The sequence below is a fragment of the Streptomyces sp. B21-083 genome (assembly GCF_036898825.1).
Classification (GTDB): Bacteria; Actinomycetota; Actinomycetes; order Streptomycetales; family Streptomycetaceae; genus Streptomyces.
In genome coordinates this window covers 1,225,676-1,241,407 of sequence record NZ_JARUND010000002.1, presented here as the reverse complement: position 1 = coordinate 1,241,407, position 15,732 = coordinate 1,225,676, and the positions used below count along the sequence as shown (strand labels likewise).

Below are 15,732 nucleotides of genomic sequence, written 5' to 3'. Positions count from 1 at the left end.
CGCCGCGGTCCCGTCCGCCGGGCAGGAGCACTTCGCCGCCGGAAGCCTGTGTCACCTGCACGCTGTACGGCGACGTGCCGGGCGGGGGCCCACTGCGGTATGGATCAGCCAGCCCGCTGCCGCACCGACCGCGTACCAGAACAGGTCGGGTGGATTGAAGGTCGAACCGAGCACGAGGCGGCTGATGGCGCTGTGCTGGGAGAGCTCCGTCGTCACCTCGCTGAGCTGCAGGAACTCCACCCCCCAACTGATCGCCAGCGCGCTCATGGCGGCCGTCAGAGGGGTCACTCGGGGCGCCACCACAATGACAAGAGTGAGAAGCAGGACGGTGTACAGCGCGTCTCCGCCGTACTTGGCAAGACCGCCCACGGCCACCGCACGGAGCCCCAGCCCCGCGCCGACGGTCACCACCGCGGCCCCGGCCGCCGTCAGACGGATCCGTGCCGGTTCGACGGCGCGGTCACTGGCTCCGGGGACGAAGGGCACAGGAACATACTGCCAAACGTCCCGGTGCTCGCGTGCCGGCGGCAGCAAGCCGACAGGCCAGGCGAGTTCGAACCCCTGGAAGCCGTGTCCCACCAGGGAATGCTGATCCGGCAGTCGTGTCAGTCCTCTCAGCTCACCACGATCGCCGTCCTGCCGTACCCGCCGTGCTCCGGCGCCCCGCCACGAGGAGGTTGGCTTCGTCGCGCTGCCCGAACGGCCGGACGCGTCCGTGCTGGCCGTACGACTGGCTCGACCGTGACCGTGCTCCGCCGTTCTGACCCGCCTGCGTACTATGGGCAAGCGCTTGCGCGAACGGCTCAGAACTGAAGGCGGCACGCATGGGTATGAGGGACGGCACGGACTCCCTCGGCGGCACGGGCGCTCTCACCGGTATGGACTCCCTCGACGAGGCGACGAAGGTGTTCATGGCGGTGCGGCCCCAGCTCTTCGGCATTGCCTATCGCGTCCTCGGCAGCGCCGTTGAGGCCGAGGACATTCTCCAGGAGGCGTGGCTGCGCTGGCAGCACACCGACCGTGGCGTGGTACTTGAGCCGAAGGCGTTCCTGGCCACCGTCACCGCCCGCCTGGCGATCAACCTGGCCCAGTCCGCCAGGGTGCGGCGCGAGTCGTACATCGGCCCCTGGCTGCCGGAGCCGATCGACACGCGCGCCGATCCGCAGTTGGGCGCCGAACGGGCCGAGGCGCTCGACCTGGCGGTCCTCTTCCTCCTGGAGAGACTGAACCCCGTGGAACGGGCGGCCTATGTGCTGCGGGAAGCCTTCGACTACCCCTACCGGCAGATCGCGGACATGCTGGAGACCAGCGAGACCAACACGCGCCAGCTGGTGAGCCGCGCGCGCAAGCGCGTCTCCTCTCAGCGCCGCAAGCCCGTCGACGCCACCGAGCACCGACGGCTGATGGAGGTGTTCCTCACCGCCGCACAGACCGGCGATCTGGCTGTGCTGGAGGACATCCTCACCGAGGACGTCATCAGCTACACCGACGGGAACGGGCTGCGCGGGGCGTCCCGGATTCCGGTCGACGGCCTGGTGCACGTCTCCAGGTATCTCGCCGCCTTCAGCCCGCGCTTCTGGCCGCACAAGGAGATCGAGTGGGTCGAGGCCAACGGCGGGCCGGCCGCCCTCGTCTCGGACGGAGGGACGGCCGTGGTCCTGCTGACCCTCGACATCTCGGAGCGCGGCATCGAGCGGGCCATGTGGGTCATGAATCCGGAGAAGCTGGCACGTTACGTGGCATCGCTGGGTACCTGAACGGGTCTGGTCGCCGAGCAGGACTTCGACGGGGACTCCTTCGGACCCGTCTACGCCACGACGGTGACCGTGACCGGCGATGCGGCGGCCCACGGGAGAGCCTCGGGGAGAGCACGCTCGAACGACGAAATCCTGGACCTCGACACCTGCGCCTGCCCGTCGAACCGGGTGGAGACGGCCGGGGAACCAACCCCGAGCCACTGTTCGCCGCCGGGTTCGCGGCCTGTTTCCACGGGCGCGCTGATCCCTCGTCGCACGACCACCGAGATCAAGGGAGGCGTGTGTGGCTCGATGTCTCGCACCCTGCCCCGGCGGACGATCATGACGTGCGGCTGCCTCGCGTCTACCAAACCCTGAAGGTGTCACAAACAGAGCCAGCGCCTGGTCTCTACTGATACAGGCATCAGGTAGACCCGAAAGGAACTCCCTCATGAAGGTCGTAGTGATCGGTGGAACCGGGCTCATCGGCTCGAAGGTGGTCACCGGGCTCGGCGAGCACGGGCACGAGGCGGTCGCGGCGTCGCCCAACACCGGCGTCAACACGCTGACGGGCGAGGGGCTCGCCGAGGTCCTGGAGGGCGCGCAGGTCGTGGTCGACGTGTCGAACTCGCCCTCGTTCGAGGATGAGGCGGTCATGGAGTTCTTCCGCACCTCGACGACCAATCTGCTGAAGGCGGAGACGCAGGCCGGAGTGGCACATCACGTGGCCCTGTCCGTGGTCGGCACCGACCGCCTGCAGGGCAGCGGGTACTTCCGCGCCAAGCAGGTCCAGGAAGACCTGATCAAGGCGTCCGGCAACCCCTATTCCATCGTCCACGCCACCCAGTTCTTCGAGTTCGCGAAGGGCCTCGCCGACGGGGTCACCGAGGGTGACACCGTGCATCTGCCCGACGCCAAGATCCAGCCCATCGTCTCCGACGACGTGGCCGTGGCCGTCGCCCGCACCGCGGTCGGCGCACCGGTGGGCGGCGTGGTGGAGGTCGGCGGCCCCGAGGTGTTCCAGCTGGAGGAGTTCATCCGCATGGGGCTGACCGCCCTGAACGAACCGCGCAAGATCGTCACGGACCCGCAGGCGACGTACTGGGGCGCTCCCCTGAAGGACGACACCCTCCTGCCCGGCCCGGGCGCCCGCCGAGCCGGGACGAAGTTCGCCGACTGGCTCGCACGGCAGAAGTAATTTCTCGGGGTGGCCCTTCCCGACCAGGAGAGGGCCACCCATGCCGTCTGACGACGGGCCGCGTTCATACCGGCAAAAAGTGCTTCGCGCGCGTCGAACGCAAGGTCGTGGAGACATGATGTCCCTAGCCGATGAGGACCGCGTCGACCTCGCTGCCACCTTCGTATCGCTGACCGCAGAAGCCGCCGAGCTGCGTACCGGGGTCACGGAACCGCCGCCAGGAACTCACGGATCTCGGGGAGCGCATGAACGTCGTCTCAACGTCGTCTCCACCGCGCTGAACCGGCATGCCGCCTGCCGCTGGTCTCCCCGACCGGGCCACGCCGTCGCCCTGCCGACGGGAGCGCCGGGGGCGCTGGGGGCGCTGGGGGCGCTGGGGGCGCCCGGGGAGATGCCGCACGTCGTCGTCGACGCGAGCCTGATCCGTCCGCCCCGCCGACACATGCCGCAGCGGTCACCGCCGGCCACGCGCATCGCTGGACCCCTCGACCACCGAGCGGAAACCGCCCAGGCCGGAGCCGTGTTCCACACCTCGTCTGCGTCGGGGCCGGCCGACGGTGCCCGACACGGTGGGGACCTTGCTTCGCCGAGGGCACCGTCACATCATCCGGCTCCGCCGATGAAGCGCACCTCCGGATAGCGGGGCGACGGTCCTTCGAGGACGGGGGCGGGACGGTGGCGCAGGTGGAGATCGAAGTAGGCGAGCAGGAAGCGGCGTTGGACGTCGATGCCGCGTGTCCCGTCGAGCGGGCCAATGAACTCGGCCAGCTGTTCGTCGGTCGCTCCGAGTCGCTCGGCGACCTGCGGCATGAACGTCTCGTAGTCCGTGTACGAGAAGTGCCGGGTACCGGTCAGCCGGAGATGGCGACGCCAGCCTCGCAGCCGGGGCCAGATCTCGGGCCAGCTCGGTTTGTTGTCCGCGTCCTCGCTCATGAGGAGGAACGGCTTGCGTAGCCCTTTGGTCACCACCGGTCCGAAGAGGCTGCCGTCGAGATTGGCGCCGGCCGCGATCGGTGCCCCTGCCGCCATCGCCGAGGCTGCGGTCGCACCACCCAGGGAGTGGCCGAACATGGCGGTCCTGGACAGGTCGAGGATGTCGCCGAGTCCGTGCGGAAGCGGATACCGGCGGCCCCGTACGCGCCGCGACAGCTCCTCCAGTACGAAACGGGTGTCGGTCACCCGCGCGTCGACCGCTTTGAGGATCACCGGGTCGTCGTCCTCCGCCGTGAAAGGAGGCATCGCGTACTTCTCGACCCGGCCACCGGGGAACTCGACCTGCCCGGCGTCATATGTGTGGTCGACGGTGACCACGACGTATCCGTGGCTGGCGAGTTCCTCGACCAGCGCCGTGCTGGAGTTGCGGTGCTGGCCGTGACCGTGGGAGTAGAGGATCACCGGACGTCGACCCCCGCGCGTGTCCGCAACCGCGCCGACACGGGCATGCGTGTCCGGAAGCGTAGCGTACTGGGGAAGGAGATACCCCGTCTGCTGGAAGACCTTCGCGGCCTGTCCTGTCATCCACGGCGCCCTGGGCGGGCCGCCAACTGCGCGTGCGGGGTACCAGAGTTGGACCATCAGCTCCCGGGCCGGCCGCGCGACCCAGGGGTCCCGGCGGCTGTGGTCGATGAGATGCACCGCGACGGTGCCAAGGGCATGGGGGCCGCTCGGCGGCGGAAGAACGAGCCGTACGGGCGGCTGGAGGTCGCCTGACGTTCGGCCGGGCGACACGGCGACGGCGGGGGTGCCGGGGGCCGCGGTCAGAGCGAGTCCCGCGGTGAGGGCGGTGCCCGTGGTCACCACGCGTCTCCTGCTGATTCCGGTGCTCCGGCGGGTGTCGCTCGGTGAGAATGCGGCCGGACGCGGCATGGCGATCTCCTTGGCGGGACGTACGAGGGGTGTCCAAGCACGTGGACACCTACCGCAAGGCTATGAACCGCACTGTCGGCAAACTACTGCGCTTCCTCATCACTTTCACTGACATTTGTCACTCAGCCGGCGTCGCATGGAGGGGTCCGCGCAGGCGTGAAGTCGTGAGTGATGGGCGTAGCCGGGGCCGTGACCAGCGCCTCCGGCACCGTGGCGTAGGAAGGGACCTGGCTTGTCCATGAGGCGTCGGGCGTGCTGTTGGCCATGGAATCCGCGCCGCCGTGCGGACACCGTCGGTCGCCATCTGGTCAGGAGCAGGACAGTGGTGGGAGGAACTGGGAGTGGATGACGTAAGTCGGTACTTGCTCCGAGTGGGCCGAGAGAAAGGCGCCTGGCGGGCAAAAGCCCAGCTCAGGCGCCCTTTTTCGTGCCCTTAGAAGAAGCCCAGCTTCTTCGGTGAGTACGACACCAGAAGGTTCTTCGTCTCTTGGTGGTACACGGTCAGTACCCCAGCTGACCTGCAGGGACGGTGCGAAGCTGGTGGGCAAGTGAGAACGTGGTCCGGGGATGGACCGGATCTTGGTCTCGGACGAGTGACCCGGCCCTTCTCCCTACGGGTCGTTCACCGACGCACCTGCCGCTGGTCGCCAGACTTCGACCGGGCGTAGCAAAGACATCGTTCGGTCCAGTAGTGGGCCTCCGGACGTCGTCGGCGGCCGACGAGCGTTGAGGAAGCGCACCCTGCCGTTGAGTCGAGCAGCGGACTCATAAACTGCCCGACGAACGCTGAGACGAGTTCGAGGGCAGCGGCGGAACAAGGGGAAAGACTCACCTGTCTAGGGTGGAGACCATGCCAATCACAACGCCCGGACAACTGCCCCTAGTTGACCCCGCCGAGCTAATCGCCGATCCGTACGCCGTGTACGCGCGGTTCCGCGAAGCCGGGCCTGTCCACCGGATCACCGGGACGGACGGGCTTCCGGCCTGGCTGGTCACCCGCTACGACGATGTACACCAGGCACTCGCCGATCCCCGGCTTTCGCTGGACAAGCGCAACGCGGCACCCGGCGGCTACCACGGGTTCTCGCTGCCGCCGGCGCTGGACGCCAACCTGCTCAACATGGACCCGCCGGACCACACCCGTATCCGGCGCCTGGTGTCGCAGGCGTTCACCCCGCGGCGTATCGCCCTCCTGCGCGAACCCATCAGGAAAACCGCTGACTTACTGCTCGAAGCCATGGCGCCGCTCGGCCGCGCTGACGTGATCGCCTCCTACGCCGCGCCGCTGCCGATCACCGTGATCTGTGACCTGCTCGGTGTGGCCCCGCACGACCGGCAGGACTTCAGGTCCTGGACCGATGCCCTGGTGGCCCCGGACCGCGCTCAGCCGGACAAGGCGAAAGGCGCCGTCCGGTCCATGCTGGCCTTCTTCCGCCAGCTCCTCGCCGACAAACGGGCCAGTCCCGCCGACGACCTGCTCTCCGCCCTGATCGCCGTACGAGATGGCGAAGACCGGCTGAGCGAGGACGAGCTCATGTCCCTGGCCTTCCTGATCCTCTTCGCCGGGTATGAGAACACCGTCCACCTGATCGGCAACGCCACCCTGGCCCTGCTCAGCCACCCCGACCAACTGGCCGAGCTCCGTGCCGATCCCAGCCGGCTGGGCAGCGCGGTCGAGGAACTGGCACGCTACGACGGCCCCGTACCGCTGGCCATCCGCCGATTCCCCACCGAGGACGTGACGATCGGTGGGGTCGGCATTCCGGCCGGTGAGACAGTTCTGTTGTCCCTGGCCGCCGCCCACCGCGACCCGCGCCGCTTCACCGATCCCGATCGGCTCGATATCAGTCGTGACACGACCGGTAACCTCGCCCTCGGCCACGGCATCCACTACTGCCTTGGCGCACCGCTGGCCCGTATGGAGACCGAGATCGCCCTCACCGCGCTCCTCGCACGATTTCCGGGGTTGGCTCTCGATGTCCCGCTGGCTGGGCTGAAATGGCGGCCGTCTATGCGTGCCCGCGGTCTACTCTCGCTGCCAGTGACCTATTGATCGGGGCCTGGACACGGACTTTCCCGCCCAGGAGTCCGAGTTGGAGTCTCCGTGCTCGTATGCTTATCCACGCTTCGCCTGCTCCTCCCCTCAACTCCGTCAAACTCTGAGCGAGTTGCGACGGACGCCCTGATTGTCAGGGCGATTGGAGGAACAGGAGGAAGCAGTGGTGGTATCGAGCGAGCAGAAGCCGCGTAAGCGTTGGACCGGCCCCGAGAGGTGGCAGGTTGGACTAGGAGTCGCGGCTCTGTTGGTGGCGATCATCGCCATGGTGGGGCAGTTCGTCCAGTAGGACGCCCACACACGAGACGGCCACGGCCGGGGCTGCGTATGCAGCGAGCCCGGTCGGTTGATGGGCGACCGGGCTCGTGATCTGCATGGAGGCCTGTCCCGGGTGGTGCCGGGGCAGGTCCTTCGTGCCTTTCAGGCTAGCGCGAGCCACCCTAAAACGACACGTATAACTTTACCAGCTTTGAACCGCTTATCCTTTAACGGGACGCCGAAACAGCAGGTCAGGCGGCTGACTTGACCGCGAGTCGACTCTTAAGACATGCGCCCGGCCTCGGAAGATTCACTCAGAGTGGGGCACCCGCGCGGGAAGTGTGAGGCGGGTGGTGCCTGCTGACGGCGGCCGTGGCAAAGTCCAGATGTGCGGCCAGTTGAGTCCAGGCTGATGGCCACCGGAATTGGCTCTTCCAACGGTTGTCCAGGGCGCGCAGACAGCCACCGGCTGCGGCCATGGGGCCGCTCATCGAGGCGCTGCCCGCGAGGTAGCGCGGGTCCAGCAGCGAGGCGAGCGACGAGGAGGGAGTTCCCGACCACCCGCCGAGGGGCGGCATTTGAAGGACCGCTCGGATGGCTTGGCTGCGCGACCTGCGCGGTGGGAGGCGGGACCTGGACGTAAGGACAGTGGCCGCCTTAGCAACTGCATCGGCCTTCGAAAAACCTGGTGGTCGACGCACCGACGGTGGCCGTTGGCCGCAGCGACCTCCAGCCCGGCTGCATCGTGCACTCGGACCGCGGAGCGAAGTACCCCGCTGACGAACTCCGCCGGGAAGTACGCCGGCTGGGGCTGCGGCACGCGTGGGACGAACCCGCTCGTGCTACGACAATGCCGCCGCCGAGAGCTTCTTCGCGCTGCTGAAAGCGGAGATCGGCACCCACCGCTGGCCCGACCGGGCCACTGCCCTCGGCAGGACCGTCGAGGCGGCCCCGCGCCCCGAGATCGGCTGTGTCGACATCGACATCGACACCGACGGCCCCGCCCTGATACCGCCCGGTCCCTACGCCCGCAGGTGACCATGAGGTTGGAGCGGAGCGCAGCGGGAGTCGTGGCGCCGGGCTCCGGGATGAGCGCGGTTCTTCCCGGCCGTGGGGCGCGGCTTCCTCCGTGGACCATGCCGGGGTTGGCGGATCCCCACCCGAAGTCCGTCGCGAGGAATCCTCACGACACCTCTTGACGAGTGATGCGTTAGCGCTAACACTTCACTCACATCCAGCAGCGCAGCATCGCGCAGCCGCGTCGTGAGCCCCACCTCCAGTGGCTTCTGCTTCCCCATGCTTTTCCGGCCGGTGTCCCAGCTGCACCGGACGAGCCGCCCGACGGAGCGTAAGTGTGATCGATAACATTCCTGATACCAAGCCTTCTCCGGGGGGTGACGGCAGCCGCCGTCACCCGACCGGACCCCCGCCGTCGCCCACGGCTGGGCACCGCCGCAGGCGGGGCCGGATCCGCGCCACCCTGGAGGCGTACCTGCTTCTCGCGCCGAGTCTCGCCGGGCTCCTGATGTTCCTGGTGGCGCCCATCGTCGGGGTCGTCGTCATCAGTTTCTTCGACTGGAACCTGATGGGCACCCCGCGCTTCGTAGGGCTGGCGAACTACCGCGAGATGATGGGCGACAGCGAGGTGTGGCGCGCGATGCGCAACACCGTGTACTACGTACTGCTGAACATCCCCGCACAGACCGTGCTCGCGCTGCTGCTCGCCCTCGCGATGAACCGGAAGCTGCGGGGCCTCAAGGTGTTGCGGGTGCTGTTCGTCCTGCCGTGGATGGCCATGCCGGTGGCCCTCGGCATCGTCTGGAGCTGGGCGTTCGACCCGCAGCACGGCGTGGTCAACCAGTTCCTGGCCCTGTTCGGTGTGGACGGCCCGGCGTGGCTGTCGTCCACCGGTTGGGCGATGCCGGTGCTGGCGTCGGTCAACATCTGGCAGTACACGGGCTACACCATGCTGTTCCTGCTGGCGGGCCTCCAGTCCATCCCCGAATCGCTCTACGAGGCGGCCGACCTGGACGGGGCCGGCACCGTGCAGCGCTTCTTCCGGATCACGCTGCCGCTGCTGCGCCCGTCGATGTTCTTCGTGCTGGTGACCAACACGATCGGGTCGTTCCAGATGTTCGACACCGTCTACGTGATGACCCAGGGCGGCCCCGGCGGGTCGACGGACACGATGAACTACCACATCTACCAGCAGGCGTTCCAGCTGTTCCGCACCGGCTACGCCTCGGCGCTGGCGATGCTGCTGTTCGCCGTGATCCTGCTGGTGACGGCCGTCCAGCTCCTGTACTTCCGCAAGCGCACCATCTACGACTTCAGCTGAGGACGGCCACGATCATGTCTTCTCTCTCCACCGCCGTCCGCAGAACGACGCTGTACGGGATCCTCGCCGCCGGAGCGCTGCTGTCCGTCGCCCCGTACCTGCTGACGCTGAACGGCGCGCTCAAGCGGCCGTCGGACCTGCTGTCCACCGACGCCTGGGCCCCCGCGCATCCGGCCACCTTCGCCAACTTCAGTGCCGTGTGGGGCCAGTACGGGATGTCCTCCTTCCTGCTGCACACCCTGATCGTGGCGGTCGTCGTCACCGCCGGTCAGGTGGTGTTCAGCTCGCTGGCGGCCTACGCGCTCGCCCGGATGGAGTTCCCGGGGCGCGACTGGCTCTTCTGGGGATACCTCGCCACGATGATGGTGCCCCAGATGATCACGCTCGTGCCGCTGTTCCTGATGATGCGTGAACTCGGCCTGGTGGACACCTACGCGGGTCTGATCCTGCCCACCGTCTTCGGCACCCCGTACGGCGTCTTCCTGGTACGCCAGCACTTCCGCACCATCCCCAAGGACCTGGAGGCCGCCGCCCGCATCGACGGGGCGAACACCTGGACCATCCTGGTGCGGATCATGCTGCCGCTGAGCCGTCCGATCCTCGCCACCCTCGCGATCATCACGTTCGTCAACACCTGGAACAACCTGATCTGGCCGCTGATCATCACCAACAGCGACCGGACCCGGGTGATCACCGTGGGCATCTCCGCCCTCCAGGGCGAACACGTCTCCGACCTGCCGCACATCGTGCTGGCCGGAGCGGCCCTCGCCCTGCTTCCCCTGATCGCGGTGTTCCTTCTGTTCCAGCGGCACATCGTGCGCTCCATCGCGCTGACCGGCCTCAAGTAGGCCGTCCGCCGCCGCGGCCGAGCGGTCCGCGTCCACCGAAGACGTCACCGCCCATCGGCCCCCCGATTCCCCCCCGCACCACCTCGCACCGCCCGCACCGAAAGGGACGCCCAACCATGTCCGCTTCCTCCAGAAGAGTCCTGGCAGCCACCGCCACCAGCGCACTCCTGCTCTGCCTCACCACCGCCTGCGGCTCGTCCGGCTCGGACACCTCCTCCTCCGGAGGCACCGTCACCCTGCGGTACGCGATCTGGGACGCCGTCCAGGAGCCGGCGCTGGAGAAGTCGATCGCCGTGTTCGAGAAGCAGCACCCGAACATCAAGGTCAAGATCGAGCTCAACGCCTGGGCGCAGTACTGGAGCAAGCTGCAGACCCAGATGGCGGGCCGCACCGCGCCCGACGTCTTCTGGGACCACGTGGCGTACTTCCCGCAGTTCTCCCAGCAGAACGTCCTCACCGACCTCACCCCGTACATCAAGGCCGACAAGCTGGACACATCGATCTACGACTCCAAGCTCCTGACGGGCTGGCAGCAGGACGGCAAGCAGTACGGCCTGCCGAAGGACTGGGACACCATCGCCCAGGTCTACGACAAGGCCATGCTCGAGAAGGCGGGGCTGACGCAGGACGAGCTGGGCAGCCTGTCCTGGAACACCACCGACGGCGGCAGCTTCGTCAAGGCGCTGCAGAAGCTGACGATCGACGACAACGGCAAGCACCCGAACGAGCCGGGCTTCGACAGCAAGCACGTCAAGCAGTACGGTCTCGCACTCGGGTCGGCCAACGGCCAGACGGACTGGTGGGACGCGGCGGTGCAGAACGGCTGCAAGCTCCAGGACAAGGCGTGGGGCAAGTGGACGATCAACCAGCCGTCGTGCGTGCAGGCCATCCAGTTCGTCCAGGACCTGCGGCTGAAGTACCACGTGGCGGTGCCGGCCTCCGTCACGAACCCGCCCAGCGGGGCGTCCCTGCCGCAGGTCATGGCCCGCAAGCAGGCGGCCGTGGTGTGGGACGGCAGCTGGGACCTCAACGCCTACCAGAGCTCGATGAAGGGCAACTTCGGCGTCGCCGAGCTGCCCAGTGGCCCGGCGGGCAAGGGCACGGTGTACAACGGGCTCAGCAACGCCCTGTACGCGGGCAGCAAGCACCCCAAGGAGGCGTGGGAACTGGTGAAGTGGCTCGGGTCGGAGGAGTCCCAGAAGATCATCGTCTCCGAGGGGTCGGTGTGGCCGGGCATACCGACGCTCAACAAGGACTACGTGGCCGTCTGGCAGCAGCGGGGTGTGGACGTCAGCGCCTTCTCCAAGGAGGCCGGGGGCACGACCGTCGGCTATCCGCTGACCACGTCCTCGGCGACGTACAACGTCAAGGTGCAGGACGCCTTCAACCAGGTGTGGCTGGGCCAGCAGACCCCCAAGGCGGCGGCCGATTCCGTCAACGAGGAGTCCAACGCGGCGATCAAGTAGCCGCCGCCGACAGCACGTGCCTCGACCGACGATCCACCAGGAGTCCACGGACATGCAGGACCACACCCCGGCCCGCCGCGACGAGGAGCCGTCCCAGGACGGCGCCGACCGGCAGCGGTCCGTCAGCATCTTCGACGTCGCCAAGGCGGCCGGGGTGTCCCACCAGACCGTCTCCCGCGTGATCAACCGCCGCCCGAGGGTTGCCAAGGCCACCCGGGAACGGGTGCTGGAGGTCATCGACGAGCTGGGCTACAAGCCCAACCGGCTCGCCCGGGCACTGGCCGGGGGAGTGGTGCGCTCGGTGACGGTGCTCACCTCGGACACCACCCTGTACGGTGCCGCCCTCGCACTGCGGGGCATAGAGGAGGCGGCCCGGACAGCCGGCTTCGCCGTATCGGTCAGTGTCCTGGACGAAGCCTCCCCGCTGACGCCCGACGACATCGCCGGCCGGCTCGCCCGCCCCGGGGAACCCGTCCTGGTGATCGCCTTCAACGCAGCCGGCGAAGGGGCCTGGCAGGCGCTGCCCGCCGACTTCCCCGCGGCCGCCGTGGTGGAGCGGCCGCGGGAGGACGGGCGGACCGGCAGACCCGAAGCCTGGCTCGACGACCGGGCGGCGGCGGCCCAGGCCACCCGCTACCTGCTCGGCCTCGGCCACCGGACCGTCCACTACATGACGATCCCGTCCACCACGACCCGCGTCGGTCAGCGCGCCGAGGGCTGGCGGGACGCGCTCACCGGCGCCGGCCGTTCCGTCCCCGGGGCGCTGGAAGGCGGCTGGAGCCCGCGATCCGGGTATCTGGCCGCCCGTAGCGTGGTCGCCGATCCGCAGGTCACGGCAGTCCTGTGCGGCAACGACGACCTCGCACTCGGTGTGCTCCGGGCGGCCCGCGAGGCGGGCCGAGACGTGCCAGGCGACCTCAGCGTCATGGGCTTCGACGACGCGCCGTACGCCGCGTACACCCACCCCACCCTGACCACGGTACGGCTGGACTTCGAAGGGCTGGGGCGTGGCGCCTTCGGGATGCTGCACCGGCTGCTCGACCCGGACAACACCCCGCCACCACCGCTGTGGGCCGAACCCGACCTGATCGTCCGCGAGAGCACCGGCCCGGCGCCGCACCGCCCCGCCTGACCGTTTCCGCCGGACCATCGTGACTCATACCACTTCATACCGCTCCATCTGCGGGGGATGTGAGCGATAACATCCCGTTCCCCGATCCGTCCTCCCGCAGTGCCGCGGGAGGAGAAAGCCAGGTCCCCATGTCCCTCGACACCCGCACACCGGGCGCTGCGCCGCCCAGGCACACCAGAGCGAAGCTCACCAGCGCGCTCCTCGCCGTCACGGCCCTGGTCGGCACGGCGCTCGCCTTCCCGCAGACCGCCCAGGCCGCCTCCCAGTCCTTCACCGTGGACCTCGGCAACACCAACGGTGCCGTCCTCCACGGTTCGAACGGCGCACTGTACGGGCAGAGCGACGACGGCGTCCCCAGCGACAACCTGCTGGCGCCGCTGAAGCTCACCACCGGCTCCCAGAAGCCGCCGAACGGCGCCCAGCACCCCAACGGCGACATCATGGACGTCGCCCCGTCGTTCTTCCGCAACGGCGGCGGCACGATGTACACCAACATTCAGGACGAGTATTCGGACTGGCCTTACCAGAACCTGGGCATCAGCGACTACCTCACCAAGATCGACACCGCGGTCAACACGGTCAAGGGCGCCTCCTGGGCGAACAAGGTGGTCTTCGTCCCCTTCAACGAGCCGGACGGCAACTGGTACACCGGCATCGGCAGCACCAACACCACCACCTACCAGACGGCCCTCAACAAGTTCGACTCCGACTGGAGCGCCGCCTACCAGCGCATCAAGAGCGACTTCCCCGCAGCGAAGATCGGCGGGCCCAACACGGCCCACTTCAACAGCAAGTTCTTCGGTGACTTCCTGACCTACGCCAAGGCCAACAACCAGTTGCCGGACGTATTCACCTGGCACGAGTTGGACCCGGCGTCGCTCGCCAACTACCGGGGCCACTACAGCACCTACCGCTCCCTGGAGAGCGCCCGCGGTATCAGTCCCATCACCATCAACATCGACGAGTACGCCGACCGGCGCGATCAGTCGGTGCCAGGCCAACTGGTGCAGTGGGCCTCGATGTTCGAGGACACCAAGGTCTACGCCGAGCAGCCGTACTGGGACATAGCGGGCAACATGGACGGCAACACCGTCCACACCAACATCCCCAACGGCTCATGGTGGTTCTGGCACTGGTACGCCCAGATGACCGGCCAGAGCGTGCAGACCACGCCGCCGCAGGCGAACACCATCGACACCCTGCAGGGCCTCGCCTCCCTGGACACGGCCAGGAAGCAGGCCCAGGTGATCGTCGGAGGTTCGTCCACCGACACCAACGTCGTGATCAACAACATCCCGTCCGCCACCTTCGGCAGCAAGGTGGAGGTCACCGTCCAGGCCCTTGACTGGAGCGGCTACGAGGGTGCCTCAGCCCCGCCGCGGACCATCTCCCGCGCCGCCTTCACCCCCTCTGGCGGCTCCGTCACGGTCCCGCTGACCGGCCTGAACGGCATGTCCGCCTACCGGATCCTGGTCACCCCCAACGGCGGCGGCACCGCCGCCACACCCACCGTGCCCTCCAGCACCTCCTACGAGGCCGAGAACGCCGCCATCACCGACGGCAGCATCGTCACTCAGGGCACCGTGAGCAACGCCGGCGGCTACGCCACCTCAGGCACCAAGGACGTCGGCTACCTGAGCCAGAGCGACAGCAAGGTCGTCTTCACCGTCAACGCCCCCTCCGCGGGCACCTACAACCTGCGCGTCTTCTACGGCAACCAGAACGGCTCCCCCTCCCAGCAGGTGCTGCGCATCGACGGTGCCAACCCGAAGTTCGTCACCTACCCGTCGACAATGAACTGGCAGTACCGCTCCACGGTCACCGTCCCGGTCAGCCTGAGCGCGGGCAGCCACACCGTCTCCCTCGCCGTGACCGACCCGACGCTCGGCACGTCCGCCGGGCAGGTCACCCTGGACAAGATCGACCTCACCGCCGCGCAGAGCACCCCCGAGACAGCGTACGAGGCCACGCTCGCGGACGTCAGCGGCAGCCCGTCGTACTCGTACAGCGATGTCGGCGAGACCGGCACCGGTGCCCTCGCCATGACCTCGGGCGACGGTGCCACCTTCGACGCCTACGCCCCCAGCGACGGCTACTACACGGTCAAGACCGACTACACCTCCGCCGGCGGCAGCACCGGGCTCGCCCTGAACGGCACCACGGTGGCCACCTACGGCTCCTCCTCCGGCGCCGCCACCACCTCCAGCACCCGGCTCTACCTGGCGGCCGGCATCAACCGGATCACCGTGAGCCCCAACAGCGGGACCGCGCTGACCCTGCGGGACCTCAAGGTGGACGGCTCCGGTGACACCACCGGAGTGGCCAAGTACGAGGCCGAGAACGGCACTCTGGCCGGCGCGGCCAAGGCGCAGTCCGACACCTGGGCCTCCGGCGGCAAGAACGTCGGCTACGTCGGCAACGGCAGCGCCAACACGCTGGCCTTCGGCAACGTCAACGCCTCCGCCGCCGGCCGGTACGCGGTCGTCGTCCACTACTCCAACAACGACCGGGCCGGCACCGGCAACTACAACATCAACGTCGAGTCCCGCACCGCCCAGCTGACTGTCAACGGCGGCACCCCCAGCACGCTGACCTTCCGCAACACCTACAGCTGGAACGACTACTGGTCGCTGGGCACCACGGTCAACCTCAACTCCGGAACCAACACCCTGAAGTTCTCCAACTCCTCCTCCTACGCACCCGACATCGACTACATCGAGGTCGCCCCGGTGAACGGCTGACCGTTCCCCTCCCAGGGGCCGCCGCCGAGCCCGGCGGCGGCCCCTTCCCCTCGCGTGCCGACGCACGTTCTCGCCGCCCGACCGCCACACCCC

Annotated in this window: 13 protein-coding genes; 9 read left to right on the top strand and 4 right to left on the bottom strand. The window is 68.2% G+C overall.

The window, feature by feature from the left end; genetic code table 11:
• Positions 1–51 precede the first annotated feature (51 nt).
• Complete coding sequence (locus QA861_RS29675; protein WP_334591756.1) at positions 52–486, bottom strand: ribosomal maturation YjgA family protein; 435 nt, start codon at positions 484–486, stop codon at positions 52–54.
• Positions 487–830: 344 nt separating this feature from the next.
• Between QA861_RS29675 and QA861_RS29670 the strand changes: the two genes are divergently transcribed.
• Positions 831–1,757, top strand: a complete 927-nt coding sequence (locus QA861_RS29670) for an RNA polymerase sigma-70 factor (RefSeq protein ID WP_443041670.1) — start codon at positions 831–833, stop codon at positions 1,755–1,757.
• Positions 1,758–1,807: 50 nt separating this feature from the next.
• On the opposite strand, the gene QA861_RS47195 is transcribed toward QA861_RS29670, so the two are convergent.
• On the bottom strand, positions 1,808–1,990 hold the full coding sequence (locus tag QA861_RS47195) for a hypothetical protein (protein ID WP_443041600.1): 183 nt from the start codon (positions 1,988–1,990) through the stop codon (positions 1,808–1,810).
• 197 nt (positions 1,991–2,187) lie between these two features.
• On the opposite strand from QA861_RS47195, the gene QA861_RS29660 reads away from it, so the two are divergent.
• The gene (locus QA861_RS29660; protein ID WP_334591754.1) at positions 2,188–2,934 is read left to right on the top strand and encodes an SDR family oxidoreductase; all 747 of its coding nucleotides are present in this window, start codon (positions 2,188–2,190) and stop codon (positions 2,932–2,934) included.
• A 124-nt stretch (positions 2,935–3,058) separates the two neighbouring features.
• Here QA861_RS29660 and QA861_RS29655 read toward each other — a convergent pair whose 3' ends face one another.
• Both QA861_RS29655 and QA861_RS29650 read right to left on the bottom strand, forming a co-directional pair.
• Entirely contained in the window at positions 3,059–3,181 is a 123-nt protein-coding gene (locus QA861_RS29655; RefSeq protein WP_334591753.1) for a hypothetical protein, read from the bottom strand.
• 356 nt (positions 3,182–3,537) lie between these two features.
• Positions 3,538–4,731, bottom strand: coding sequence for an alpha/beta hydrolase family protein (locus tag QA861_RS29650; RefSeq protein WP_334591752.1), 1,194 nt, complete (start codon positions 4,729–4,731; stop codon positions 3,538–3,540).
• 919 nt (positions 4,732–5,650) lie between these two features.
• Between QA861_RS29650 and QA861_RS29645 the strand changes: the two genes are divergently transcribed.
• The 7 genes from QA861_RS29645 to QA861_RS29615 all read left to right on the top strand — a co-directional run bounded on the left by QA861_RS29645 (position 5,651) and on the right by QA861_RS29615 (position 15,639).
• Positions 5,651–6,853: a cytochrome P450 family protein gene (locus QA861_RS29645; RefSeq protein ID WP_334591751.1), complete on the top strand. Its 1,203-nt coding sequence runs from the start codon at positions 5,651–5,653 to the stop codon at positions 6,851–6,853.
• A 1,083-nt stretch (positions 6,854–7,936) separates the two neighbouring features.
• On the top strand, positions 7,937–8,152 hold the full coding sequence (locus tag QA861_RS29640; protein ID WP_334591750.1) for a hypothetical protein: 216 nt from the start codon (positions 7,937–7,939) through the stop codon (positions 8,150–8,152).
• A gap of 316 nt (positions 8,153–8,468) precedes the next feature.
• Positions 8,469–9,452, top strand: a complete 984-nt coding sequence (locus QA861_RS29635) for a carbohydrate ABC transporter permease (protein WP_334591749.1) — start codon at positions 8,469–8,471, stop codon at positions 9,450–9,452.
• Positions 9,453–9,466: 14 nt separating this feature from the next.
• Complete coding sequence (locus tag QA861_RS29630) at positions 9,467–10,300, top strand: carbohydrate ABC transporter permease (protein WP_334591748.1); 834 nt, start codon at positions 9,467–9,469, stop codon at positions 10,298–10,300.
• A 116-nt stretch (positions 10,301–10,416) separates the two neighbouring features.
• Positions 10,417–11,766 carry an ABC transporter substrate-binding protein gene (locus QA861_RS29625; RefSeq protein WP_334591747.1) on the top strand — a complete coding sequence of 450 codons (1,350 nt, stop codon included), beginning with the start codon at positions 10,417–10,419 and terminating at the stop codon, positions 11,764–11,766.
• A 52-nt stretch (positions 11,767–11,818) separates the two neighbouring features.
• A complete protein-coding gene (locus QA861_RS29620; RefSeq protein WP_334591746.1) occupies positions 11,819–12,898 on the top strand; it encodes a LacI family DNA-binding transcriptional regulator in 1,080 nt (359 codons plus the stop codon).
• A 128-nt stretch (positions 12,899–13,026) separates the two neighbouring features.
• Positions 13,027–15,639, top strand: a complete 2,613-nt coding sequence (locus QA861_RS29615) for a carbohydrate-binding protein (RefSeq protein ID WP_334591745.1) — start codon at positions 13,027–13,029, stop codon at positions 15,637–15,639.
• Positions 15,640–15,732 lie beyond the last annotated feature (93 nt).